The sequence below is a fragment of the Lysinibacillus sp. Ag94 genome (genome assembly GCF_023242215.1).
Lineage (GTDB): Bacteria > Bacillota > Bacilli > Bacillales_A > Planococcaceae > Lysinibacillus.
This window is the reverse complement of record NZ_CP096780.1, coordinates 2,039,290-2,063,940: the sequence shown is the minus strand read 5'-3', so window position 1 is coordinate 2,063,940 and position 24,651 is coordinate 2,039,290. Positions and strand designations below refer to the sequence as shown.

Here is a 24,651-nt window from a genome sequence, read left to right as displayed (position 1 = left end):
CTTCTTTCCGTCGCTCTGGCTCTACCTTCCGTCGCTCGGATTTCTTTCCGTCACTTCGACTCTTCCTTCCGTCGCTCGGATTTCTTTCCGTCACTTCGACTCTACTTTCCGTCGCTCTGGCTCTTCTTTCCGTCGCTTGGATTTCTTTCCGTCACTTCGACTCTTCTTTCCGTCGCTCTGGTTCTTCTTTCCGTCACTTCGACTCTTCTTTCCGTCGCTTCGACTCTTCCTTCCGTCGCTCGGATTTCTTTCCGTCACTTCGACTCTTCTTTCCGTCGCTTGGATTTCTTTCCGTCACCTCGCCTCTTCTTTCCGTCGCTTTGGCTCTACTTTCCGTCGCTTGGATTTCTTTCCGTCACTTCGCCTCTTCTTTCCGTCGCTCTGGCTCTTCTTTCCGTCGCTTTGACTCTTCCTTCCGTCGCTCGGATTTCTTTCCGTCACTTCGACTCTTCTTTCCGTCGCTCTGGCTCTACTTTCCGTCGCTTCGCCTCTTCCTTCCGTCGCTCGGATTTCTTTCCGTCACTTCGCCTCTTCTTTCCGTCGCTCTGGCTCTACTTTCCGTCGCTTCGCCTCTTCCTTCCGTCGCTCGGATTTCTTTCCGTCACTTCGCCTCTTCTTTCCGTCGCTTTGACTCTTCTTTCCGTCACTTCGACTCTTCTTTCCGTCGCTCTGGCTCTTCTTTTTATTGTTTTAGAACCCTTGATACTAAAGAGATTAAATTTATGCTCATTCTACAAAACAATCCATTCCTAGTTTAAGTGAACTTATTCACAAAGTTATTTTATTATTGAATAAATGCAAGTGTCTGTTAATCGACATCCATCTGCTGACAAATCTTCATTCCTTAGTGTTCCTTCTAACTTAAATCCGAGTTTTTCTGGAATGGAACGACTCTTATAATTTGTTGATTCACACCTAATTTCAATTCTTTTGAATAAGTTTTGATTTAATCCAAAATTAAAGTTGAATTAATCCAGTATCCAATTTCACATTTTGGAATATCCCAATCAATCCCCTGAGAGCTCGCTACTCCAATAAATTCATCAGTTTCCTTATGAAAGATAAGAAAACGAAGGCTTTCTCTTTTTAAAAAGCTGATATAAGCATTTCTTAGGTTAATCTCTGTTTCTTCAATGCTAGGAATTTCTTGAGCAAAGGGCATCCACGCTTTTAATTCAGTAAAGGAATCTCTAATTGCTTGGTTAACAATATTTCCGTCTCCAGAATAATTTGGAGCACGAAGAATTAACCTTTCTGTTGTTAATTGTGTTGGAATATCTAATAGTAAAGGATTATACATTTCATTTTCCCCTTTCAAATCAATTTCTAGATAAATAAAAATTACAACAAAAAACTCTCCCTCCCAAGACATTCCTCTTGAAGACTAGAACCAACTTAGTTTATTGATATGTCACCATATCAACCTCTTACCCTACTTAATATCGTCAGAACCCGTCTCACGATCCTATTTTTTTCCAGTTAATGGTAAGATGTCAGAGGCTTTTTTCATTAAGATCACTATTACTCCTTTTCAGCAAATTCTCATCAACGCTTGATGCATTTAGAATTTTTATATAAAATTGTAATTATTGTCAATAAATCTCTTATCCAACTATCCTGTGTTGTTCAATAAAGAAAAAAGAGCTGCAGATGCAACTCAATTTTTTTCAAGTAAGGCACCCCGTTCGTGAAGTAATACATTAGCCTTGATTACTTTTTTCAAATTCATTCTTTAATATAGACATAATATATAAAGACTCGAAACCTTTATCATTTTTTATACATTCCCTTAATGTTCCCTCAACCACAAATCCTTGTTTTTTGTAAAGATTAAAGGCACGCAAATTGTTTACTTTTACATCTAACCATAGACGATTAGCATTATGTTTCGTAAATACCCACTCTTTAATAAGTCTGATTGATTCCTTCCCATAACCCTTTCCTTTATCCCTAATAGTAATCCTTACAAGCTCGATGCTTAAATCAGGATTCTCTAATCCAGCAATAATCATATAGCCTACTGGATGATTTCCTTTCCCACCTTCTACAATCAAGTGTAATATATCAGTATTTTCGATTGCCTTTTCATGCTTTTCTTTAGACCATGGGATGATAAATTTTGCATTTTCTTCATTTGATTCTAAGCTACAAACAAAATCTATATCCCTTAATTCGGTATTTCTAAATGTTAATATTTCAGATTTCAAAATCAAGAAAAACCCTCCTCACTTTTCTTTCAATTCTAATATATAATACAACTTGCTTGTTCAATTATCCTGCACAGTTAATTTAATAAAGAAAAAAGAGCTGCAGATGCAACTCAATGATCTTCAAGTAAAGAACCCCGTTAATTGAAGAAGACACTTTTAAAATATTAGCGAATTTCTTTAATCAATATTAACTAGACCGGACATCAAAATATCCATAATCACTAAAAAAAAAACAATAATAGGATACAAACAATTACATAAGCAACAGATTTCAATATTCCTTTCGGTGCCATGAGGAATCCTAAGTTAAATTACTTGCAAAGGTCAATAACCTCAAAAAAAGAGCGTCAATCCTTATTGGATTAACGCCCTGATTTATTTTAAATCCTTTTTATTCCTGATCAAACCATAGTAGCTCTTTATCATCAACGTCGCCATTATAATTGATAAGAATTTCATCTCCAGCTTTTATATCTGTGTAAGCAAAGAAGTCAAATGTGCGATTTTTAAAATTAATCTCATAAGTTGCATTAGGTTCATAAGAATGGTTAAACAACATTCCATAACCAAGAAGGATAGCTGATTGACCGATTCCATATTCAAAAGCATAATCACCGAGTAAAGTTTGCTCAATGTATTGGTGCTGTTCGTTTGGATAAGAAATAACAGGTGCTTCGTGTAAAAGCTCTCCTTTTTTGATATCACATGTTGCAAATACCCCTCTATTGAATTCTCCATCACTTAAAGGAGATGTTTTTATCTCTATCATGTTTGTTCTCCTACTCACTTTTAATATATTCTGTAATACGTATAGCTAATATGTCGTATCATAATTAGCGTGATTCTTTTGGTGGTTGGCAAACTTCACATTTACGTTGATTTTTATTTTTAAATTTTGTAAATGTTTTTTCAAAATTGCTACCACATGCACATTTTAATAGTAATTTTTGAGAGAAACCGTGATATTCAGTCGTTAGTAACTTACTTTCTGAATTATTCTCTACAAATTCTTTAATTTTATCAATCGTCCATTTTTTATTCAATCTCTTACACCTCTATATTTTATCTCATGCGGAGGCTTTCCTAGCGTCCGTTCAGTTATAAGGAACTTCTTTCATTACCTTAAGCTATTCATTATAACATGAACTGGTAAATAATAAAACAGATTCAAAATACCTTCATCTAACGCCTCACTACAAAAATTGATACGTCTTCGGTTACTAATCCCAAAACGTTATTATTGGCAGCCTTTCTTTGTTATAAGTTCCACCAAGAAAGATTTATTATGCCGATTCCATACATCAAATACCAATCATCTGCTTAAGTTGTTCAAAAGGGACATATCCAATGATGGGTTCAGATGATTTATTGTGAATAAACAAACGGGAATAAGGAATTCCCATTACCTTATATTCTGCTGCAATATCTGGGCTTTTTTCTACATTTACCTTTATAATTTTTATCTTACCACTGAATTCTTCACTGAGTTGATTAAGAACCCCTGCAAGCATTTTACATGGGCCACACCACTCCGCCCAAAAATTTAATAACACAATTTTTTTAGTTTTTAATTGTTCTCTTAATTCTTTCTTTGTTGTTACATGAACAATCGACATAATTCTTTTCCTCCCTTGTGAAAATAAAAATCTTGAAGTTATAATATGCTTAAAATTATTATTAGACCCTACTCTCCCTTTCATCACACATTAAAGACCTTTAATGTCCACAATAGAGCAAAAACAACTGCCATTGTATCTATTAATGAAGACTGACCTTTAGCTGTCTCCCACACTGCAAAACATTTTCCTGTGATGTACGCCCTACCTTATCAACAAAAAAGCTATCATTGTTTTTCAAATGACAGCCAAGCTACTCTGGAAATCGGTTCGGACGCACAAAGTTTGGTACTTTATTTCAAGTCGTGATCTAAAATAATTTTGTTTAAATAGCCATCCTCACCATGAAGGTTCTGAATGGATTTAGTAATGACAGTTATATTTTCAATGTCGAGGCAGAAAGTTCATGACCATTTATGGCGATCACTAATCCTCTATTTCTAAACCATGTAATGCTTTCCATTAATAATAGTTCTATCTTCTTTTCCATACAATACGTTTTTTGGATTGATCACGATGAGTAAAACCGCTACTACTGAATAAAGAATTGCGCTGTACATGATTAGCTCCAATAAATTACCATTTATTAAGCCAATAAAGAAATTAAATAATTGGTGGATAATGATTGGAATGATTAAATTTTGATTTAAATTATAAAATGCTGTCATGACGATTTTAGTGGAGATAAGTGCAATCATAAAAAATAGTATATATTTGAGTAAATCCATGCCCATATACCCTGTAGTAAACCAAATAGGAAGATGCCACATCCCCCACCAAAATCCAATGATTATCGAAGCTTTTAATGGCGAATGCTTCTTTTGAAGCTCCATTTGAGCGAATCCTCTCCACCCTAGTTCTTCACCTAGCGGCCCAGAAAGTAGGTTTTTAAAAAAGAAATAGATCAGCATTCCCCATGAAGAAATCGTAAAAACAGAGTCTACTTCATTGTTTTTCGATACGAGAAAAACAATCATCAAAAATATAAATGTTTGAATCAGCATCGCAGAAAGAATCACCGAAAACTTAAGCTTATTGTTAAATTTCTCTTTAACAAATTGCATAAAACTTTGCCTAGGATAGATTTTTTTAAACAATATGGCAAAAGCAAAGGTTGAGGACCAAGCTGATATACAGAGCGTTACATCAAAAATCCATTTAGGAAATCCTAACACTCTTGTGGCTCCGACAAGACAAAAAAGTGGCAAAAAAATGATATTGGTTAGTAAAATAAAACTTGCTACCGGTTTTTTAAGTTTCTTTTCTCTATTCATACATATTCCCCGTTTCAAACTAAATTTCGTTTTAAGATACCTTTAGCTTAAACCTAGGGGTTACTCTCAGGTCAACACTTCCTTCAAATAAATGAAGCAATATATTTAGAAAAACCCGAACAAATGGCTCGGGTTTTACACTATACTACTTTTTGTCCTAATCTCAATCTATTCATCGAAATAGGAAGTTTTAATATTTTTCTCATCCAAAAATTTTTCGATTTTTAATTGCTGCCTTCCGTTCGCTTTAGTAAAATGCTCTGAAGCAAAATCTGATATATCTGTAAGGTTACCATTTTCGACCATCCCAACAATTTCATCTTCAAATTGTATTAACGTTTTTCTGATCGATGAAACAAATTCATAGATTGTCTTTGAAGGTTCTTTATAATCATCAGGGATAGTATTATTACTAATAAAATCAATGAAATTCGCATCATTCTTTTCCCCTTCAGCTACTAAAGTATGTAATTTTTCCTGATCAGATTTAGAAGCATCCTCATATGTAGAAACAATTATCTGCATTTCTCTGTCTAACACATGACTATAATCCATATACTTTTTTATACTGGCTTTCATTTCTTCTTCGCTAATCGTTTCATTCTTTTTATTAGAAACAAAAATATCGTCAGGAATTTTAACGAGTACATTGTTAACAGGTTTTTCCTTACTTTCTTTATTGTTTTCTTCGTTAGGCATTGTTTCTTGTGAACAAGCACACATCAATACAATCGTGAACACCATGAATAAAAATAAAGTAAATCTTTTCATATGTATCTCCTTCTTCATCCATCTTGTCATTAATTTGACCTTTCTTATAATTCACCTTCATTCACGAAATCGTCTCTACTTCCTTAATGATCGAGCCATTTTACAATAAATGATTACAGGCTATACACTTCGCACCCTAGTGTACTAGTTAAATAGTACACTATGACTTTAAATTCCGCAAGTATTTTTTCAAATAAAAGGAAGAACCCCTATATAAAGGGCTCTCCCTTGATAAAAATGAACAAAGTATGGCTCTTCAGTAAAGCGAGGGAACTAATAAGTTTCACTTGATAGGTACATAAATCTCTAAAAATACCCGTTCAAGTCCATCTTCATAAGTGGTCAGTAATAGGTTTATATAAACTTGTCCCAAAAGTTCATACCCTTTTTCTACTGCGATTTTTCTTAAACTCGCTTCCACGTGTTGATCAATATTTTTTCCGCCAGTTGACCATCTTCCATCTTCAATTATTGTATAAATACATTTTGGATGGGATAGGATCTCACCGTCTATTTTTCCATCCAAGTCTTCCAATTTTCTTACAATGATAAACTTATCTTCTATAATACCTTCTTCATTAAAGTTGATGACTCTTCTTAAAGATGTGAGCGTAACTGCTTTTTTTAAACTGTCCACATTCTTTTTTAAAGTGTCATATTCATCATATGCAGTATAATGTTCTATTTCCCCCTTTATTTCTAAAGGTTTCATTTCCTTGACTATGTATTGCCCTAAAAATTGTTTAATATTCTCACAATCTTCTTTTACTATATGAAGCTTTTTTAATAGAAGTTTTTTATATTCTATTTCCCGTAAAACCTCTTGTTCTTTCTCTTCTAATAATAATTGTATCCCCTCAATACTCTTACTTTTTCTTAATTCCTGAATTTTTTTAATTTCAATATCCATTTCTCTATAGAAATTGACTGTTGTTATATCATAAATATCAAAACGATTATAAATTCTATATCCATTCTCCATATTTTGCTTTGGCTTTACTAATTCCTTTTCCTCATAAAATTTCAACGTATCTCTAGATACACCTAAAAAATTAGCTACTTGCCCAATTGTGTACATTTTCCTCTCCTACCTTTGATGCAAAATCTTTTTCGAACTACATAACCATATAATACCATTCGAAAATTAGAGATGCCAGATGATACTCAGTAATTATTTTCCTAAAAAAATAAAAATAAGAGCCGTCGAAACAGCTCCAGGTTTTTAAAAACCTTTATTCTTCAAATGATAAATTTGTCGGTTCCTCTAAAAGATGGTTTTCAAAACAAATGTGGGTTGTAGGGATATCGTTATCAACTACTTCAAAACTAAGCCCATCCAGCCAAACTTCTCCTTTTCCTGTCAGTAAAATACCGAACGATATTATTGCACTATTTTCTGGTACATCCAGAACTATAGAATATCGATTCCAACTATTTGTACCAATGATTGGTCTATCACTCATATTATCAAATTGCAAAATATCCTCCGATGCATTATCTACTCGCATCCAAAGTCCCGCAAATTGTTTAACATTTTCAGTTTTAATAAACCCCGATAGTTTAACTCTTTTATTTCTAAATTCATTTGCCTTAAATTGTTGCATCATTGTTGCAAATTCATCTGGATCCCGAACCGTTTTTGATTTTAAATATCCCGATGCTTTTCCTTGATGAACAGTTTCTTGATCTATTCCTATTTCATAATTATAAGGATGACTCCCACTTATGAACCAGCCTTTAATTTTTTCTTCCATTATTGATTCCTCCTTGTTTTTTCTCATAGCTCTCATTACTTTTCTGTATTGCCCTGGTGGCAAACTATATAGTTTTTTGAATGCTCGTGTAAAGGATTCTTGTGACTCAAATTGATAATAGAACGCGATATCAATAATTCTTTCATTCGTATGAAGAAGTATACTTGCAGCATTTGCAAGTCGCCTCATTCGAATATATTCCGTGACAGACATGCCAACAGAGGTTTGAAAAACTCTGTGAAAATGATATCTTGAAAATCCGCTTACTGCATCAATATCATTGGCGGAAATTGGCTCATGTAAATGTGATTCAATCCAATTTATTGTTTTTTGAATTAGCCAATCATTTTTCAACGGTATTTCACCTCCTCTTCCCTTATAATCATAACGAATAAAAATTAATAATTTTTGACTTTTTTTGCGATATTTTTCAAAACCGCAAATACTTTAACAAAACATCTTCAATTAAATACGACACTTTAATTCATGTGTAAAATTCGACTACGGGTATAATAGCAAGTGACTATTTTACTCCTTTTACCATTCTGCCTTTCACTTTAAGCTATCCACCTAAAAAAGATAAATGCTTAAACTTGCTAAAAGAACTTATTCTGCTTTAACATAATTAAGCAATGATAAGTGACAGTATCCATTACTCTTACACAATCTAAAAAAATCTTTACCGAAGGAGTGGTAGAATTGGCACGTGTTTTATTTATTAACGGTGGATCAGAAGGACATATCAATCCAACTATTGGCGTTGTGCAGGAGTTAATTTCGCGTGGAGAAGAGGTCGTGTTCTTTACGATTGAAGCTTTTCGAGAGCGTATTGAGCAGACGGGAGCGACTGTGCGCACATTTGATGGTCAAAAATTTATCCAAGCTTTTATTTCAGGTGGAAGAAATCATTTACTTGAAAGGGTCAATGGACTTTTACTTACTGCAGATGTCGTCATACCTAGCGTTCTTGAACAGATTAAAGGAGAACATTTTGATTACATCATCCACGATTCTATGTTTGGCTGTGGCTATTTACTTGCCAAAATCCTTAAGCTTCCAGCAATCAGTTCATGTACATCTTTTGCCGAGACTAAACAATCATTTGATAAAACATTAGAACATCTTTCAAAAAATATTCCAACCGAAGTTTTAAAAAAGGTGAACGATGATTTTCAACAGCTAACAGCAAAAATTAAAGAAAAATATGGCGTTGAAATCCATTCACCTTATGAAGTTTTTTGTAATCCCGCACCACTTACAATCGTTTATACAACGAGGGAATTTCAACTTAACGGAGAAGCATTTGATCAATCCTATAAATTTGTAGGCCCATCCATTTCTTCACGATCCACACAAGAAGATTTCGACTTTACTGCAATCGAAGGTAAAAGCCCCATTTACATTTCACTCGGTACAGTCTTAAATCAAGCTATTGATTTCTATAAACTTTGTTTTAAAGCATTTGGAAATACTGAGCATACCATTGTTATGTCTATTGGAGGACAAACAAAACTTGATGAATTGGGAGAAATTCCTGACAACTTCATTGTAAAACCTTATGTTCCACAAACCGAATTGCTAAAATACACTAAATTATTTATCACACACGGCGGCATGAACAGTACGAATGAAGCGCTCTATAACGAGGTTCCGCTAATCGTTATCCCACTTAGTGCAGATCAGCCTTTAATCGCTCAGCAGGTAACCACTATCGGAGCAGGTATTCAATTACAAATGGAAAGTTTGACGGCAACTCAACTATATGAAACTGCAAATCATGTGTTAAACACCCCTTCCTTCCATATAGCTGTTGCAAATATTAAAGACTCCTTCCAAAAATCAGGTGGGTATCACAAAGCTGTCGATGAGATTTTCAAATTTACAAGTCAATAGGATATATAAATTTATTAGCTACCATCATTGGTGGCTTTTTTTATGTAGATAAAAAAGCTAGGACAACATCCCAGCTTTTTGCACGTACTTTGAAAAAGGAGGAGCTACGAATCACCATTTTTTAATGTAATCGATCATCAAACATTAATTGTATTTGAATACCGAACGGGTCCTCAAGTATCCCATATGCTTTACTAAAAACATTACTTGATAACGGAACAATAATTCTTACTCTCTCATCTGTCGTCAAGCTTTTGTAAAAATGTTTGATTTCTTCTAAGTTCGCACTTTGTATACACAATGAGGTGTTGTTCCCTACTACATATTTTTCTGTGACATCCATTGTATTCTCTGCCATCATTATCTTTGTTTTCCCAATTGTTAGGACAGAATGAGTAATATAGTGTTTATTCTCCTCAGTAATGTGCAGCGAGCTATCATGATTTGCCATGTCTTCATAGGTAACGAATAACAATTCCTGCGCATTAAAATGCTCTTTGTAAAAATCAACCGCTTCCTTAGCTTTGCCGTTCATGGATAAGAAAACGGCTACTTCTAGTGTTGTACTCAAAGTATCAATCTCCCTTTAAATATTGATTTTAGGAAATATCCTATCAATTGATATTACCTTGACCTTATTTTAAGATATAAAGGTATCAAAATATGATACCTTTATTCAGTAAAAGACTCCTACTTTTCCAAAGATTTTGCGATGATTGCAGATATGAATCCTTTTTTCGGGTGTTCCCAACAGCTACTGAATGAAGATAAAGCCTCCGGCGGATGTCACGGATTTTCAAGGGAATGAATTGTGCTCGTACAATTCAAAATCCAGACGCCATGACCGTCGAAATTATTAGGAGATTCACATGAAAAAATCAGAAAGATTAAATGACATGATTAGATATTTGAATAGTCATGAGTACTTTAATTTAAGTGATCTAATGGCTAAATACAATATTTCCAAAAGTACGGCTCTTCGTGATATTAGTTCATTAGAACAATTGGGTATGCCTATTTTTGCTGAGCATGGTAGGCATGGACGTTATGGTATTTTAAAAAATAGACTGTTATCCCCTATTATTTTTACAATTGATGAAGTATATGCTCTGTACTTTGCCATGCTAACATTAGAATCTTATCAATCAACCCCATTCCATTTAAGCGTTCATAAACTTAATGAAAAGTTCGAAAACTGTCTATCTAACAATCAAATACAACAAATTCACAAAATGAAAAAAGTTCTTCAATTTGAAGTAAATCAGCATAATAATATTAGCCGTTTTTTAGATAAAATTTTAAAAAGTATTCTTACTGAAAGTAGCTGTAAGATTCATTATTTGAAAAATAACGAGCAAAAAAATTACCATATTCAATTTTTCAAAATTTCCGCTAGGTTTGGTCAATGGTACGCTACTGGAATAGACTTCAATACAAAAAAATATAGAGTTTTCAGATGTGATAGAATCACTTTTATTGAAGAACAGGATATAAACTTTCACTTTTCTTTAGATGAACTTATTAATCGTTCATTAGAAATTTATCAATCCGAGGAGAGTATTGACTTTGAGGTAGAAATTTTAGCAGCAGCAAAGGATATTTTTTATAAAGAACATTATCCTTCCATGACATTAGAACTTGAAAATAAAACAGTCGTGAAGGGATTTTATAATCCTGGCGAAGAGGAGTTTATCGCTAACTATTTTATAAGGTACGGTCAAACTATTATTTCAGTGAAGCCTGAATCATTAAAACAAAGTATTCAAGCTAAAGTAGAAAGCCTCTTAGATCACTTCAAAAAATTATAATTTTTTGGGTTGCCCAGCTGAGTATAAATGATTTTAATCAAACAAAGAAAAGGAGAAAAGCACTTTTCTCCTCTTTTTTAAAACACAGCTATGCTTTACCATCATCTGTCTTTAACCAATTTACAATCGCTACTATCGGGAATGTGATTAATGCTGTTAGAATTGCAACTATAGGTGCAACACTAATTGTTTGTGCAACATACATCAAGTACATAATTGGCGCAAGTAATAGAATACTTGGAACTGTCCATCCTCCAACTGCTATATAACGGTATACGCCAATAGCCCAATTCGCTTTTAATACAATTGGTAAAATCAACAGTAAACTAATGATCGCTGGGATCGTAAATGCGTAACTAACACCTTTGAACGTAAAACTAGTCATCACGGCCAACAAAATCCATAATACCTGCGTACTCATCACGAAATTCGCTAGACTGCATTTTTTCGCAATCCACTTCGTAAAAAAGAAACTGAACACAATAGCGAGTAGGAGCATCAACGTAAGAATCGTCGTATCATAAGTACCAAACATAACCATACTATATTCATTTATTCCACCGTAAAATACGATAGTTAAGAGATGAACTAAAAGGAAATAGAAGATGAAAATGGCAACAAGACTACCTATCATCGCAAAGAAAATTAAAACAAAACCCTTAATTTGTATCACTTGCTTTTTAAAGCAGTAGTAGAATATCGCAGCTGTTAGGACTAGTAAAACAACCATCAATGGGATGACTACCTTTTCAGAGTACACGACTACTATCTTTTTCATTAGTGGAAAGTAAATTGCATCACTTTTACTTTCTTCTATGACTTTAAACTCTTTTGCATCCATCATCATAAACTTTTTCACTAAAGGAAAAACATAGCTCCCAAAGTGACGAATTGTTCCCTCATCACTATTTTCCACACGATCTATCTCCGTATGATACGCCTCTAATCCATTCATATTGGCAAAATTATATCCTAATTTTTTTGTCACTTTAAATTCAGTAAAATCTGTATCGTTCGGCATCCTTTTATACATTTCAGAAACAAATGAATAAGCCACGGGGTATGGAACGGTCTCTTTATACAATTGCACTAACTTTAAATCATTTGGACTCGTTTCAAACAAAATCGGTACCCCTGTATTTCCTCTTGCTTCGAAATTTAACATTACACTTATTTTATTTAAAACATCCGTTCGATCTTTAAAAGCACTCGCTCCAAGTAAACCTACCTCCTCTCCGTCTGTTAGCACAAAATAGATTGTATTTTTAGGTGCCGGCATTTGTTTTAACGCTCTTGCAGTCTCCAAAATTGTGACAACGCCGTAACCATCATCAGAAGCTCCTGGGGCCTCTGATACAGAATCATAATGAGCTGTTAATAAAATCGCATGGTCATCTCCTGAAGTTCCCGGGATTTTCGCAATAATATTTTCAACAGTCTCTGGACCTATTTCCGCAGCAAACTTCTCATCTCTAATATCTTTAACTAGCTTCGCTTGAATTTCAACAGGCACATCTATACCTTGAAAGTATTTGACAATATAATCTTTGACCCTTTTATTTGCAGGAGAGCCCATTGGATGTGGTTCCTTTGCAACTTCCTTTAAATAATCAAGAGCTCGTTCTGATGAAAAATCCTTTTCAGTTCCCCCCATTTCTTCTGATGAAGGACTTAAAAATTGGCTAAAACTTATAAATAATGTTAACAAACCTAGTAATATCGCAAAAATAAGCAATCTTCTTTTTTTCACCTATTACTCTCCTCATTCTTTTTATTTATTTAATACCAAATTTCATGGCCACCTAGCCCTATCATATGGTTTATTTTCCATTTATTTCGCAATCCCACACTAAGAAATAATGTAAAGGCATACACAAAGATTCTTGATATTACATCATGTCCACCATATCGTTGAATTCAGTTCGGTGCATTCAAAAAACACACAACATGATTCAAAATATGATTGGATTGAAGAGAAATTAAATTGTATTTAGAATTGTTGCAAAGCGATAATGAAATAATAAAATACATTCAAACACATCAAAATCTTTCTCACCGTGAAATCATTCAAAACTTGTTGCATCTTTTCCTCAATATGGTTTAGGGGATTCTCAATATTTCGCATTAATTTAAGCAACACAAAAATAAAAATTGAGTGTTGCTTTCCTCCACTTTAGATTGATGAAGAGTTGCCCATGAAAAAACGAACACCTACTTTTTTAGAGAATAGAAAAATATCCTTTATTTTCTTACAACATCATTGACAATGCATTAGATTTTTTATATTTTGTAATAATGCGTAAAATTTGTCAAGCGGCATGAAAACAAAGAATGGGGTGTATTAAATGAGGATTATAAAAGTTGTAGATCATAACCACAAATGGAGCAACGACTATCAGAAAGAGGAACGTTCAATTAGGGCGATCCTTCAAGAAGAATTGGTGAATTGTTTTCATATTGGAAGCACATCAGTTCCAGGCTTAAAAGCAAAACCAATTATTGATATTTTACTAGTAGTCAATGATATTCATAAATTGGAGTCATTTTCTAAGCAATTTCAAGAGATTGGCTACGAAGTTAAGGGCGAATTCGGGATAACAGGAAGAAGATATTTCCGGAAAGGTGGCGATCATCGCACACACCAAATTCACGCTTTTCAATATAACAACATTGCAGAAATAGAAAGACACTTAGCATTTAGAGACTACCTTCGAGAGCATCCCGAAGTTTGCAGGCAGTATGGGGAAATAAAGAGCCAACTTGCCAAGCAGTATCCAAATGATATTGATGGCTATTGTAACGGGAAAAACGATTTTGTCAAAAGTGTTGAAAAAGAGGCTATTAAATGGCATTGGTCTGTCCGTTAATATCGATAACCATTTAGTGGCTGTCCTTGAAAGCCCACATTACTATGAAGAATTTAGGATGTTGAGTATTTATCGGACAATATTATATAAGCCGGTGTAATGAATGAAAAAACCGTAGCCTTCTAAAATGCTATTTAGCAGGCACATAAAAATAATTTTTAATAAATTAAATCAAACCGTATCGAGACGAGTATTTTGAGCATTATTTAGCCCTGCAAACAACATTTAGTATGACGTCAAAAATAGATATTCGCATTCAGTATATAAACATAATCCCGCTATAACATGCTTCTTTTGTAGAAAGCGTTCCTGCTTATTACGGGAACGCTTTCGAATCTCCCCATATGAAACAAACATTCACTTCTGCTGACTAATTTGTCATTTTTCTCATCACCCACTCAATCGGTCCTCTGTTAAATTTTTTGCTCCATAAAACAGAAAATAAAATACTCGCTACGAAAAACAATAGTGTAAATACTAATGAAAATGCTAACGTTTGGTTTTCTAACCTATTTAACAATGCCAATATACCAACACCGATGAATACATGGCTTACATAATGGGTTAAGGTTAATTGTCCTGTTTGAATAAGTGATTGTATCAACCATTGTCTAGCAAACTTTTCTACAATATAAATAGAAACAACGATGACGATTGTTGCAGAAGCTGAATTTGATAAAATATATAAAAGGTTTGGTGGAATTGGCCCTGTTTGAAACAAGAATTCTGCACTGTTTACATCCAACATCGTTAGAGATAGGCGCATTAAAACTTGTGAAAGTACCTCTATAGTAATGAGAGAAAATATAGAAATAATTAACATTTTGTTTCTAATTGCTTTCTCCGATAAATTCAGTCTGCCAAGAATCATTCCAAGTAAAAAGAAACAGATCCAAGGGAATACTGGGTGATACCCATTAAACAAAAGATTTCTGATAAAACCTTCTATAGTCCAAAAATCTAGATATTCCATAAATGGTTGATCTGGATGCCATCCCTTCAAATAATTCATCTTCACTTGTAAGACTTGTGAGGTAATTAAAAAAAAACTAGATAGAAAGATCATGAGCTTTGTAGAAGCTACGATAAGAAACGATGCAATCAGCATATAAATACCATAATAATGGAGGATATCTCCAGTCCAATCCGCCACATATAAAAGTAAACCTAAAATGGAAAGAAAAGCGGAACGTTTCGATAATTTCAACCTATTTTCTTTAATAGTAGAAAGGTCTCCGCCATTTCTAGCTTTTCTTGTCATCAAAGCAACTCCGATACCGGCCAACGTCACAAAAGTGGCAGATGCTCTTCCTTCAAAAAGTCCAGTAAACCATATTAACCAATCCGGCCCTCTTCCTGTTGCTCCCATAATAATTTTAAAGTTGACTATAAGCATTCCAAACATAGCCAAGGCTCGAGCAAAATCTAATCCTTCAATCCGTTTAGATTGTAACTGTTCGGTCATAAATGTTCCTCCTTATGTTATAGCGCTCTGCTTAATACATCATCAATATAAACTATAGGGTTGACCTAATGTCAAACCGACTTTTTTTGCCCAACTCACAATTCATTTGCCCATTATAACCTACACAGCGCAAATCCTTTAGATTTATCACAGGGAATTTATGCCTACAAATGATTCCAATCCTCTTATTATCAATGATTACTGTTTTATCCTAGGTTTATTGTTTGACATTAGGCTAGCCCTAAAGTTTATATTTATCTAGAGAAGAGGGATATTATGGATGAAACAATTACAATAAATCAATTGGCTAAAATATTTGATATTAGTCATCATCAAATACGATATTACGAAGAAAAAGGGCTCTTATTTCCATCCTTCACGGATAATAATAGGTACCGAAAATATTCTCTGAAGGAAATTTATCAACTTGCTCAAATATTAATGTTGAGAAACTTAAATCTGTCAATCGCACAAATTAAAGACATGTTAACTTCGTATGAAAAAAATGATTATTTGAGTTTGTTAAGAGAAAAATCAAAAGAACTTTCAGACGAAATAAATAAACTGCAAAAGATTAAAAAGGCAATTGATCACCATTATGTAAATATTACAAACAAAAAAGTAAATTCAATAAAATATTTAAAAGAAAGTCATTTAGAAAAAGTAATCACTTTAAAAGCGCAGGAAACATTATCAGCGAAAGATTTTTTAAAATTACAATTATCAACGCAATTTTTTTATAATGATATTATTTATGTTTTTGAAGAAGATGAATATCATATATGTATAAAAACAGAACATAAAACTGATTTCATTATGAATGAAGGTAAATATAGTTCTATATTTATGATTATTGGTGAAAATGATGATGAATTTGGGGAACAAATATTATCCATTATCGACAAGAAAAATGCCCCTATCTATGCAATGGAGCTGTCAAGCGGGATTTTTACTAATAGTAATATTCTTGAGTTAGAAGTTCTAATTCCAGAAAAAAGTGATATCTAATCAGTTTAATTTTTTGAATATTCACCACACGCTAGAATGTTATAGTACAAACAACAAAGGGGTTAGAAAGCTGTTATTGCAGTAAGATTTTGCTCGAACTCATTTACAATCAAATGTGTATCTATCATTCAGGACTCAATCAGAACAGACGAACTCCGAATGACTCGAAATGGGTTAATAAATTATAGTGTTAACGGCTCGCATATTGAACAGAATCGTTCAACATGCGAGCCGTTTTTACCTAAATTATACATTCATATCTGTAATAGCAGGAATATTTATTTCCTTTACACATGAAACTGGTGATAAATTAATCACACATTGGACAATGGCTACAATATCCTGTACAGGAATACGTGTACCTTCATACAATTTAATTGCTTTTTCGGCCCCTTCTTCAAAAGGTACTTCGGCAGCCAATTCTCCTGGATTAATACACGTTACAGTGATCTTATCTTCTCTCACATGCTCGCGTAAAGCATTTGTAATGCCTCGTAAGCCAAATTTAGATGTCACAAAGGAAACTTGTTTATTATTCGTATGATCTAAGCCTGCTGTCGATCCTATTAAAATTATTTTTCCATTTCCCGCCTGCCTCAAATTAGGTAATAACGCCTGAATATATGTAATTGTGGAAGTTAAATTAATATTAATTAAGTTTGCAATATCCCCAACCTCATCTTTATCAAACGTATAGTCATCTTCAAAACCACGCTTTTCCCATACTCCAACATTGTAAATTAATACATCCATAGCAACGCCTTGTAAAGCTTCTTTTAAAGTAGGAATATGTTGTTGACTAGATAAATCAATAGCCAGCCATTTACGACTGACGCCATCATTTATATCTAAACTACTTGGTCGTGTTCGAGACACCACCCAAACTGTATCCCCTTTTGTAGGTAACCCCTTTACAAATGCATCACCTAATCCTTGGCTTGCTCCAAATATTATAAAGTTCTTACTCATCCAATCACCCCTTCTATATGACTACAATGTAAGTATAGTAAATATAAAAAACAGTAACAACTAATGTGATTTATGGGAATATTTAGGTACAAAAAAGTATTGACCCCCTCCAATTTAAACTTCTTTCACCCAATACGTTGTGCAATCATCACTTCGATCTAAGAAACCATATTCAATTAGGTATCTTCTTATTGATACGTAATCACTATAAATAGGCTTTAAAATTGAATTTATTTCTTTTTCGTTATATTTACGCCCTACCTCAAACTTCGTTACAATGTATTGCAATATAATAATTTTTCGTTTTTCTTTACTTGGAAAACTTTCAATTGATCCATCTAAGCCATTTTTAAAATACGTCGCTAGTACTTTTTCTTTCTCGTCTACAGTAATCGCATAACGTTCATCCACCTGTGTTGCCCCCTTATGAATTGGTTCGTAAACTTTTGTTGTTTCTAAAGCTCGCATAATTGCTAGAAAAACTTTTGCTTGTCTTTCTTTTTCTTTCAATTTAAATCGATGCTGTCGAATGGTTGAAATGCTATTTGCAGAAGTGCTATTAACAATTTCTTTATCTGGCGCCCCTGTTGCAAATAGCTTAAGCAATTCGGTTTGGATATCTGATAGCCCTGTATCCTTCTTATCTAATTGAAGTAACGCTTCAAACACAGAGATATGTTCATTCTCAATATGGCGTTGCATCGCTTTTTTAGCCGTAAAAAAACGATCATCTATTTTGAATACTTCTTCGGCATCAAATATTCCTTTACAAAATACACACTCATATGCATCACCTGTATCTACATATTCCCTCGATAATTCATCTATAGTTAAATCGGTTAAACTCATAATCAAAACCTCTCTTTGTTCATCATTTAATAAACAATATACAATAAGTTTATTTGTAAACAACGGTAGCATTTGTTTATCTAAAAAAGAAGAATCCATTTTGACAATACTCAATCAAAATAGATCCCTCTCCGCTTTTACTATATAAAAAGTTAATATTCGTTTTTTTCACTTTGCCGATATATGAAAACACTGCTTATTATGCCAAGTCCACCAAATAGCAAAACCCATATATTCTTAAAAAAAAGTCCATAGAGGGTCATTACACTACTAATAATTCCACTTGAAAAAACACTGGCTACGATGGATTTTTTTGTTGGTTTAGGGAATTGAATAGAGGTTCCCAGATTTTTATTTCCCCATTTACATGCCGTATCCATGATATTTTGTAGTTTGTCTAACATCCTCTTCTCCCCCTAGTGTTAAAATACGAAAAAAGAAAAAAATGCATTGGACATTGCACCCAAAAAAGCCAACATGGAAAATGATAAACACACCATTCCGGCAATCTTTTTCGCCTTCCGTTCTCTATTGTTTTTAGACATTAAAACTAACCCTAAGATTAGTAGGAAGATTGCTAAAATGATATTCATTGCGATAAAGAACGGTGCTGTTTCTTTTAGAAAGTCTATAATACTCCAAAATAAACTCATTGAAATTTCCTCCTATTTAATAGAATAGAGCTTCTATTCAAAGATGCTTGCGACCAATTGCTTAGTCATAAATTGAAATGCGGCTAAATGATCACAGTTTTTTAAAATTCCTTCTTTACTCGCAATGCTTGAAAGAAGGACGGTGAAGGTCGAAAAGGCTAAAGTTTCTGGTACCTTCAATGTAAGATTTGCTTGTTTGATTGCTGTACGGAAAAGTTCACTACTATTAAACATTAGTTTTTCTTTCATTTCCTCCGAAAGTTTATTATAAAACGATGTGAAATCAGTCGTTTTCACGTCATAAAGAAATGGTTTGCTTTCGTATTCATAGTAAAGCTGGATTATTGCTGTTTCAAAGCCGGACTTTTCAGGGCATTGTTCAATTCGCTCAAGGAAATTTCCATATATAGTTTCTTGAACGTCATATAGAACTTCAAAAAAAAGTTCTTCCTTACTGGAATATAAATTATAAAAAGTACCTGTTGATATTTCTGCTTTTTTACACAACGCGCCAATGCTTGTTTCTTTATAACCCTGAGAAATCCAAAATACCATACACTCATCTTTCAATTTACTTTTAATCAGAGTTTTATCTTCTTCTGAAAAAACTTTCTTCCCCCTTGCCATAGATGATTCCCTCCTTTATGAATTATTTATATGAATATTCATATATCATATTCACATCTTATCATTAACACCAATTTTTAACAAGGTATTAAATAACAAATTAATTCATTTCATTGAAAATCACTCTAAACTTTTGATCTCACAGTACATAAAAAGCCAACGTTTTGAATAATGTTTTCTTCAAAACGTTGGCTTTTCTTTTTTTATTTTCCCCACATTTCACAAGCATTTGTCACTGTAAGAACTTCCTCCATTCCTCCCAAGCTTCCATATAGCCATTAAGATCGTGAGGATGAACTTTAATACACACGCCAATACGTGTATATAATTGAAAAACAACTTCATTCAAAAGTTGTTCCTTCGAAAAGGATGCATTTCCGTTCCACAAGGAAAACGATGAAAAAAGTGTATGTAAATCTAGACTATCTGGTGAAGAACAAAATGCATAGGTAAAATCGTAAATTTTAGGACCGATTAAAGGTGATGGGTCAATTACGCCTTTTAACTGATTACAAGCATATACAAAAATATGAACACCTGTATCTCCGTGTAGGTAATACTTCTTCTCTTGATTATGGTAAGTTTTTAATTTATTTACCAATAACTCTACTCTTTTATGATCCTCACTCGGCAAGAGCTTACCTATATTCATTTTAGAAGACTCGAAACTACTCTGATTAAAGTCTGACCAGGAGCTTCTATTAATACCATTTACTCTTCCCCAAGGAATGTCTTTGTCCACCTTTTCATTATGATTGAATAACTCTTGCGTTAAAATTTCCATCCATTTCAATTTCAATCCTTGATGATAGTGTGTTTCTCCGGGTATATAAGCGTACACAATAAATTCTTTTTTATGATCAGTGTAAAGAACATCCGGCAACAAATTTACCTTTTTATAGGCAAGCAGGAATTCCTTTGCGGAAGATATTTCCACAGGATGGTCGATCTTTATCACAAAGTTTGGCATTTTTTAGCACAGTATCATATATAAAATACCTTTAGTTGTACCACTTTTTAACTTCTTTAATTCTAGATGATGATTTTATGACCAAGCCTTTATTTATTAGTAAATCCATGATTTCATTTATTTTTTCCATTTCTCAATCCTCTTTAGACGATTTAGTTCACTAACTTAATAAGTTCGCTTGCCTTTTTCAACAATCCTGCTTTTCAATAAGAAAAGCTGCCTATGTCTTTGTACTCCGTTAGCTCAATAAGATAAGTTGCCTTTAACTTTACCCAGTGACTAATTTCATTATCGGCATACTGTCATTAGTGTTTCACAAATATCCACCCTAGGAACAAAAAACGGCAGATATGCATCTCTTAAAATTCATACCTGCCAAGCTGCTTACTCAAATTTATTAAAATGTATGTTCTTCAATTTAATGAATGTTGTTATATATTTGCTCGATATAAAGTGAGTAATCTGCATCTAGTTTTTCTTTATTTTCAATGATGATTTTACCTTCATATAATGATTCACCAGTACGTAAATCACCGATAAGGAACAAATGACCACCCGAAACACGATCGACTAAATATAGTTTACCATCTGTAATTTGTAAAGAAGGTTTTTCTTTAGCATTAATGCTTGGGTATATAAAGTTTATAGGCTCTTCCCACTGATTCTTCTCTATATTATAACGGTTCAGTACTAAACCATTGGTTGAACGAACAGGAATGAATATATCTTTTTCTTGAAGAATGATCCAGTGCTTATATGGTTTTAATTCGGCCGGAATTGTCCACTCCTTCTGTTCATTATTCAGATAATTATACAAATACATTGGGCTAGAGATAATTTCACGCTCACCATCTTCTAGATATTTGTATTTTTCAACCATATATAAGAAATAATTTTCATTTTGTATTTTTTTATTGTCATTAAATATATCGATGCTGGCGCGGCTTACCTCGTCTGACTCTATTTTTGCAATAATTGAGTCTTGTTCTAATTCCTTTTTGTTTTCATCAACCGTATATAAGTGCAACTCTTCCTCATCATTGAGATTGCTTGTTGCTAATATTTTTATTTTCCCATTTTCTACATAGACATCTCTCTCATTGATCCAGTCATATCTTACTTGGTCTGGCATATTGATTTCAAATGAAGAACTTTCATTTGTATTTTTATCAAGTATATCGATTTGCAGAGTGAAAGAACCTCCTCGGCCCTCTTTATTTGAAAAAATCGTGTAAATTAAACGGTCTTCGTCTTCAAAATACTGACTAGGATTTGCTTCTTTTCCACGCATAAACTTACGGTGTTCTTGAATATATTTTTGAAACATCACAGGGTAATATCGTCCCTTCAACTCTCCGATAAAAGACTCACTCTTATTAGTCGAACCATCCTTTGATATATCTAAGCTACGATAAATTTCATCACTTTGATAAGTTGCATGAAGGATAAGATTGTCGATTTCTCCCTTATCTCCGTTAGTAGTTTCAATTTTAAAAGATACATTCTTTGCCATTGCCTGTTGAATATAGTAAGAACCGATTGTCGTCAAGATGATTAAACTAATCAATATCGTTTTCCAATATTTTTTCATTACGATCCCCCCTTAGACCATGATTTTATATTTTAGCAAATGATTTGCGATCCAAATGGCACTGACTAATACGATGATGCTTATTAACAGTTCCATTAGGAAGACTTCTAGTGTGTAAAAATAGCCATTTAATAACCTATTTACTAATAGTGGCGCAATAAATACTCCGAACGAAAGTATTCCATAAACGATTGCGATAAAAATGCCTTTTAAACCGTAACTTCGTTCAATTAAAATGGCCGTGAATAGAACAGCTACAAAGATTAGCCCGACTCCATAAATCAGGAAAAATTCCGTTAAGGTATTCGGATACAACCATTCCAACATTTGTAAACTTTCAAAATCATAAATGGAAAAATGCGATTGTAAATCTGTTGGTATAATATGATTAACAATTTGTATTTCGATTGAGATTAATACTATTTGCAAGGTAACTAAACCAAGTACAAAAAACATAATTGTCGTTAATTTTGAGAAATAAATAGTAATTCTTTCAGTTGGCAACATTAATAATCTATAAATAAATGTATTTTTTCCAAACCAGTCCCGATACCAAATAAAGAAAACATAAATCATCAACATAGCTATGCTAAAAAAGATTGGCAGCAGAAACCATTCAGAATCAACGAACTGATGAAAAGAAAATAACCCGTATTCTTCAATATATTGGCTCATTGATAGTTGATTTCTATACATCACCTGATCCGCGCCATTCATATATTCTTTTGACACGACAATCGCCCCAATGAACTGACTGACAATTATCAATCCTATTAAAGTTAGGTACAGTTTGAAAAATCGATTTACTTCGAAATTAAGAAGTTTTAAATAGTTTTTCATCCACGATACACCTCTCTCATGACATCAACGACTGATTTCCCTTCCTTTTCACGCACTTCCTCTACGCTAAATTCTTTTAATACTTCACCGTTATCAATAAGCACTGCCCTATCAATCAAGTGTTCAATATCACTAATTTCATGGGTTGTGATAATCACACCACGATCTTCAATTAAATGACTTGTAAACACTTCTGCAATCTGCTCCCGAGAAAAAATATCAATACCAGAGAATGGCTCATCCATCAGTAAGTAATCCACATTTAGTGCCAAACCTAATATCATATTGACTTTAGCCATATTCCCCTTTGATAAATTGGCAATCCGTTCAGTAGGATCTAGTTTAAAAAATTTCAGCAACTCTTCTGCCCTTATAGGATCCCAATTTTTGTAAAAATTAGCCATGAACGCAAAGGCTTCACAAATTTTCATTTGCGGCAACATCGTAATCGTATCTGGAATAAAGGTAATTTTTTCAAAGCTTTCTCTTCGGATTTTTTCACCATCGATCAAAATTTCGCCACTATTAATTGGAGTGAGTGCCATAATAGCTTTCATGATCGTCGTCTTCCCTACTCCGTTAATTCCGATTAAACAAGTAATTTCACCTTTTTCAGCAGTAAAAGAAAGACCTTTTAATACCCGTTTTCTGCCGTATTTTTTCTCGACATTTTTTACTTCAATCATTTCGATTCCTCCGATTCTCCGCTTTCGGCATCATGCTTTTTCTTAACTATTTCCAACACTTCGGATAACGGCACATCGATGGATTTAATAGAACCTAAAAATAAGTCAACCGCTTCGATAATCAATTCCTCACGGACACTTTTAAGGACCGCTTCATCTTTAGTAATGCAGCTCGGCATATTCCCCTCAGTAAAAATCAATCCTTGTTCCCCCATTTCCTTATAAGCTCGTTGTGCAGTATTTGGGTTAATCTTCAGCTGGTTGGCTAGCTCTCTTCTTGATGGAATCTCCTGGCCAGGCTCAAAATACCCCTTGGCGATTTGCTCTTTAAAATGCCGGATAACCTGAACGTACACTGGATCCCGATTATTAAACTTTACAGTCAATTAACTCAACTCCTAGAAAATCATATTTTCGTGTATTAAGCACTTAATACAGTTTGAGCATAAGGTGGGCTAAGTACTTTTAAAGAACTATCCGATATATTATTTAGCCATTACCCCGCTAATCGATCTCGGTGTATTAACAGCTTAATACACCACCCTCAAAAAATGCAACAGTGTATTAAGCACGCAATACACCTTTCGTAATGTATTATATGCTTAATACACTTCCTATGTCAATCAGTCCCATGGAAATATATCTCAACGTTTAAAAAGACAACCAATTGTTAAACTAATTTGCCACGGAATTGAAATAGAAAAAAGCTCTACTCCATAATGAAGTAAAGCATGCGTTTGTTTAATAAGAAACTAGAATTCAAACATTGCTTAATTACCTTGTCGATACTTCACAGGCGT

Annotated in this window: 26 protein-coding genes and 1 pseudogene; 5 read left to right on the top strand and 22 right to left on the bottom strand. The window is 33.5% G+C overall.

The genetic code is table 11. The annotated features are described in order from the left end of the window. Positions 1–758: hypothetical protein (locus MY533_RS09410; protein WP_248718897.1), on the top strand; the 758-nt coding region annotated here is incomplete at its 5' end. Between the two features lie 18 nt (positions 759–776). Here MY533_RS09410 and MY533_RS09405 read toward each other — a convergent pair. The 9 genes and pseudogenes from MY533_RS09405 to MY533_RS09365 all read right to left on the bottom strand — a co-directional run bounded on the left by MY533_RS09405 (position 777) and on the right by MY533_RS09365 (position 7,979). Next, positions 777–1,300: pseudogene (locus MY533_RS09405) on the bottom strand (GNAT family N-acetyltransferase). 400 nt (positions 1,301–1,700) lie between these two features. Beyond that, on the bottom strand, positions 1,701–2,213 hold the full coding sequence (locus MY533_RS09400; RefSeq protein ID WP_248718896.1) for a GNAT family N-acetyltransferase: 513 nt from the start codon (positions 2,211–2,213) through the stop codon (positions 1,701–1,703). A gap of 388 nt (positions 2,214–2,601) precedes the next feature. Continuing rightward, positions 2,602–2,979, bottom strand: a complete 378-nt coding sequence (locus MY533_RS09395; RefSeq protein ID WP_132358511.1) for an SET domain-containing protein — start codon at positions 2,977–2,979, stop codon at positions 2,602–2,604. 64 nt (positions 2,980–3,043) lie between these two features. Beyond that, positions 3,044–3,253: a hypothetical protein gene (locus MY533_RS09390; RefSeq protein WP_132358513.1), complete on the bottom strand. Its 210-nt coding sequence runs from the start codon at positions 3,251–3,253 to the stop codon at positions 3,044–3,046. 258 nt (positions 3,254–3,511) lie between these two features. Continuing rightward, positions 3,512–3,826, bottom strand: coding sequence for a thioredoxin family protein (locus tag MY533_RS09385; RefSeq protein WP_132358515.1), 315 nt, complete (start codon positions 3,824–3,826; stop codon positions 3,512–3,514). A gap of 440 nt (positions 3,827–4,266) precedes the next feature. Beyond that, positions 4,267–5,100, bottom strand: coding sequence for a CPBP family intramembrane glutamic endopeptidase (locus tag MY533_RS09380; RefSeq protein ID WP_248718895.1), 834 nt, complete (start codon positions 5,098–5,100; stop codon positions 4,267–4,269). A 168-nt stretch (positions 5,101–5,268) separates the two neighbouring features. Then, positions 5,269–5,871, bottom strand: a complete 603-nt coding sequence (locus MY533_RS09375; protein WP_248718894.1) for an NDxxF motif lipoprotein — start codon at positions 5,869–5,871, stop codon at positions 5,269–5,271. Between the two features lie 283 nt (positions 5,872–6,154). Further along, positions 6,155–6,949, bottom strand: a complete 795-nt coding sequence (locus MY533_RS09370; RefSeq protein WP_248718893.1) for a MerR family transcriptional regulator — start codon at positions 6,947–6,949, stop codon at positions 6,155–6,157. A 154-nt stretch (positions 6,950–7,103) separates the two neighbouring features. Further along, entirely contained in the window at positions 7,104–7,979 is an 876-nt protein-coding gene (locus MY533_RS09365; protein WP_248718892.1) for a helix-turn-helix domain-containing protein, read from the bottom strand. A gap of 345 nt (positions 7,980–8,324) precedes the next feature. On the opposite strand from MY533_RS09365, the gene MY533_RS09360 reads away from it, so the two are divergent. Further along, the gene (locus MY533_RS09360; RefSeq protein WP_248718891.1) at positions 8,325–9,518 is read left to right on the top strand and encodes a macrolide family glycosyltransferase; all 1,194 of its coding nucleotides are present in this window, start codon (positions 8,325–8,327) and stop codon (positions 9,516–9,518) included. Positions 9,519–9,639: 121 nt separating this feature from the next. On the opposite strand, the gene MY533_RS09355 is transcribed toward MY533_RS09360, so the two are convergent. Continuing rightward, complete coding sequence (locus MY533_RS09355; RefSeq protein ID WP_248718890.1) at positions 9,640–10,089, bottom strand: VOC family protein; 450 nt, start codon at positions 10,087–10,089, stop codon at positions 9,640–9,642. 298 nt (positions 10,090–10,387) lie between these two features. Between MY533_RS09355 and MY533_RS09350 the strand changes: the two genes are divergently transcribed. Then, the gene (locus MY533_RS09350; protein ID WP_248718889.1) at positions 10,388–11,326 is read left to right on the top strand and encodes a helix-turn-helix transcriptional regulator; all 939 of its coding nucleotides are present in this window, start codon (positions 10,388–10,390) and stop codon (positions 11,324–11,326) included. Between the two features lie 88 nt (positions 11,327–11,414). Here the strand turns inward: MY533_RS09350 and MY533_RS09345 are convergent, their stop codons facing one another. After that, complete coding sequence (locus MY533_RS09345) at positions 11,415–13,076, bottom strand: M28 family peptidase (protein WP_248718888.1); 1,662 nt, start codon at positions 13,074–13,076, stop codon at positions 11,415–11,417. Positions 13,077–13,671: 595 nt separating this feature from the next. Here MY533_RS09345 and MY533_RS09340 point away from each other — a divergent pair. After that, positions 13,672–14,193 carry a GrpB family protein gene (locus tag MY533_RS09340; protein WP_248718887.1) on the top strand — a complete coding sequence of 174 codons (522 nt, stop codon included), beginning with the start codon at positions 13,672–13,674 and terminating at the stop codon, positions 14,191–14,193. 370 nt (positions 14,194–14,563) lie between these two features. Here the strand turns inward: MY533_RS09340 and MY533_RS09335 are convergent, their stop codons facing one another. Then, positions 14,564–15,658: a DUF418 domain-containing protein gene (locus MY533_RS09335; RefSeq protein ID WP_248718886.1), complete on the bottom strand. Its 1,095-nt coding sequence runs from the start codon at positions 15,656–15,658 to the stop codon at positions 14,564–14,566. Positions 15,659–15,934: 276 nt separating this feature from the next. On the opposite strand from MY533_RS09335, the gene MY533_RS09330 reads away from it, so the two are divergent. After that, the gene (locus MY533_RS09330; RefSeq protein ID WP_248718885.1) at positions 15,935–16,666 is read left to right on the top strand and encodes a helix-turn-helix domain-containing protein; all 732 of its coding nucleotides are present in this window, start codon (positions 15,935–15,937) and stop codon (positions 16,664–16,666) included. Positions 16,667–16,912: 246 nt separating this feature from the next. Here the strand turns inward: MY533_RS09330 and MY533_RS09325 are convergent, their stop codons facing one another. From MY533_RS09325 to MY533_RS09280, 10 genes are all read right to left on the bottom strand, one after another. Beyond that, a complete protein-coding gene (locus MY533_RS09325; protein WP_248718884.1) occupies positions 16,913–17,635 on the bottom strand; it encodes an SDR family NAD(P)-dependent oxidoreductase in 723 nt (240 codons plus the stop codon). Positions 17,636–17,749: 114 nt separating this feature from the next. Beyond that, entirely contained in the window at positions 17,750–18,598 is an 849-nt protein-coding gene (locus MY533_RS09320) for a DUF2087 domain-containing protein (protein WP_248718883.1), read from the bottom strand. A 38-nt stretch (positions 18,599–18,636) separates the two neighbouring features. Next, complete coding sequence (locus MY533_RS09315) at positions 18,637–18,888, bottom strand: hypothetical protein (RefSeq protein WP_248718882.1); 252 nt, start codon at positions 18,886–18,888, stop codon at positions 18,637–18,639. Between the two features lie 18 nt (positions 18,889–18,906). After that, entirely contained in the window at positions 18,907–19,137 is a 231-nt protein-coding gene (locus tag MY533_RS09310) for a hypothetical protein (protein WP_248718881.1), read from the bottom strand. Positions 19,138–19,170: 33 nt separating this feature from the next. After that, entirely contained in the window at positions 19,171–19,764 is a 594-nt protein-coding gene (locus MY533_RS09305; protein WP_248718880.1) for a TetR/AcrR family transcriptional regulator, read from the bottom strand. A gap of 232 nt (positions 19,765–19,996) precedes the next feature. Next, positions 19,997–20,734, bottom strand: coding sequence for a hypothetical protein (locus MY533_RS09300; RefSeq protein ID WP_248718879.1), 738 nt, complete (start codon positions 20,732–20,734; stop codon positions 19,997–19,999). A gap of 418 nt (positions 20,735–21,152) precedes the next feature. Continuing rightward, positions 21,153–22,325: a hypothetical protein gene (locus MY533_RS09295; protein WP_248718878.1), complete on the bottom strand. Its 1,173-nt coding sequence runs from the start codon at positions 22,323–22,325 to the stop codon at positions 21,153–21,155. A 12-nt stretch (positions 22,326–22,337) separates the two neighbouring features. Then, positions 22,338–23,165, bottom strand: a complete 828-nt coding sequence (locus MY533_RS09290) for a hypothetical protein (RefSeq protein WP_248718877.1) — start codon at positions 23,163–23,165, stop codon at positions 22,338–22,340. Further along, positions 23,162–23,851 (bottom strand): ABC transporter ATP-binding protein, encoded by a 690-nt coding sequence (locus tag MY533_RS09285; protein WP_248718876.1) that lies wholly within the window; start codon positions 23,849–23,851, stop codon positions 23,162–23,164. The genes MY533_RS09290 and MY533_RS09285 overlap by 4 nt, the downstream gene beginning before the upstream one ends. Then, positions 23,848–24,237 carry a GntR family transcriptional regulator gene (locus MY533_RS09280; protein ID WP_142507663.1) on the bottom strand — a complete coding sequence of 130 codons (390 nt, stop codon included), beginning with the start codon at positions 24,235–24,237 and terminating at the stop codon, positions 23,848–23,850. The genes MY533_RS09285 and MY533_RS09280 overlap by 4 nt, the downstream gene beginning before the upstream one ends. Positions 24,238–24,651: the final 414 nt, after the last annotated feature.

Excerpts from the sequence above, each read along its gene's own strand:
- MY533_RS09305 (WP_248718880.1), bottom strand. The coding sequence starts at position 19,764 with ATGGCAAGGGGGAAGAAAGTTTTTTCAGAAGAAGATAAAACTCTGATT.
- MY533_RS09330 (WP_248718885.1), top strand. The coding sequence starts at position 15,935 with ATGGATGAAACAATTACAATAAATCAATTGGCTAAAATATTTGATATT.
- MY533_RS09395 (WP_132358511.1), bottom strand. The coding sequence starts at position 2,979 with ATGATAGAGATAAAAACATCTCCTTTAAGTGATGGAGAATTCAATAGA.
- MY533_RS09300 (WP_248718879.1), bottom strand. The coding sequence starts at position 20,734 with ATGCCAAACTTTGTGATAAAGATCGACCATCCTGTGGAAATATCTTCC.
- MY533_RS09375 (WP_248718894.1), bottom strand. The coding sequence starts at position 5,871 with ATGAAAAGATTTACTTTATTTTTATTCATGGTGTTCACGATTGTATTG.
- MY533_RS09290 (WP_248718877.1), bottom strand. The coding sequence starts at position 23,165 with ATGAAAAACTATTTAAAACTTCTTAATTTCGAAGTAAATCGATTTTTC.
- MY533_RS09325 (WP_248718884.1), bottom strand. The coding sequence starts at position 17,635 with ATGAGTAAGAACTTTATAATATTTGGAGCAAGCCAAGGATTAGGTGAT.
- MY533_RS09380 (WP_248718895.1), bottom strand. The coding sequence starts at position 5,100 with ATGAATAGAGAAAAGAAACTTAAAAAACCGGTAGCAAGTTTTATTTTA.
- MY533_RS09335 (WP_248718886.1), bottom strand. The coding sequence starts at position 15,658 with ATGACCGAACAGTTACAATCTAAACGGATTGAAGGATTAGATTTTGCT.
- MY533_RS09315 (WP_248718882.1), bottom strand. The coding sequence starts at position 18,888 with ATGTTAGACAAACTACAAAATATCATGGATACGGCATGTAAATGGGGA.
- MY533_RS09370 (WP_248718893.1), bottom strand. The coding sequence starts at position 6,949 with ATGTACACAATTGGGCAAGTAGCTAATTTTTTAGGTGTATCTAGAGAT.
- MY533_RS09310 (WP_248718881.1), bottom strand. The coding sequence starts at position 19,137 with ATGAGTTTATTTTGGAGTATTATAGACTTTCTAAAAGAAACAGCACCG.
- MY533_RS09295 (WP_248718878.1), bottom strand. The coding sequence starts at position 22,325 with ATGAAAAAATATTGGAAAACGATATTGATTAGTTTAATCATCTTGACG.
- MY533_RS09385 (WP_132358515.1), bottom strand. The coding sequence starts at position 3,826 with ATGTCGATTGTTCATGTAACAACAAAGAAAGAATTAAGAGAACAATTA.
- MY533_RS09350 (WP_248718889.1), top strand. The coding sequence starts at position 10,388 with ATGAAAAAATCAGAAAGATTAAATGACATGATTAGATATTTGAATAGT.
- MY533_RS09285 (WP_248718876.1), bottom strand. The coding sequence starts at position 23,851 with ATGATTGAAGTAAAAAATGTCGAGAAAAAATACGGCAGAAAACGGGTA.
- MY533_RS09340 (WP_248718887.1), top strand. The coding sequence starts at position 13,672 with ATGAGGATTATAAAAGTTGTAGATCATAACCACAAATGGAGCAACGAC.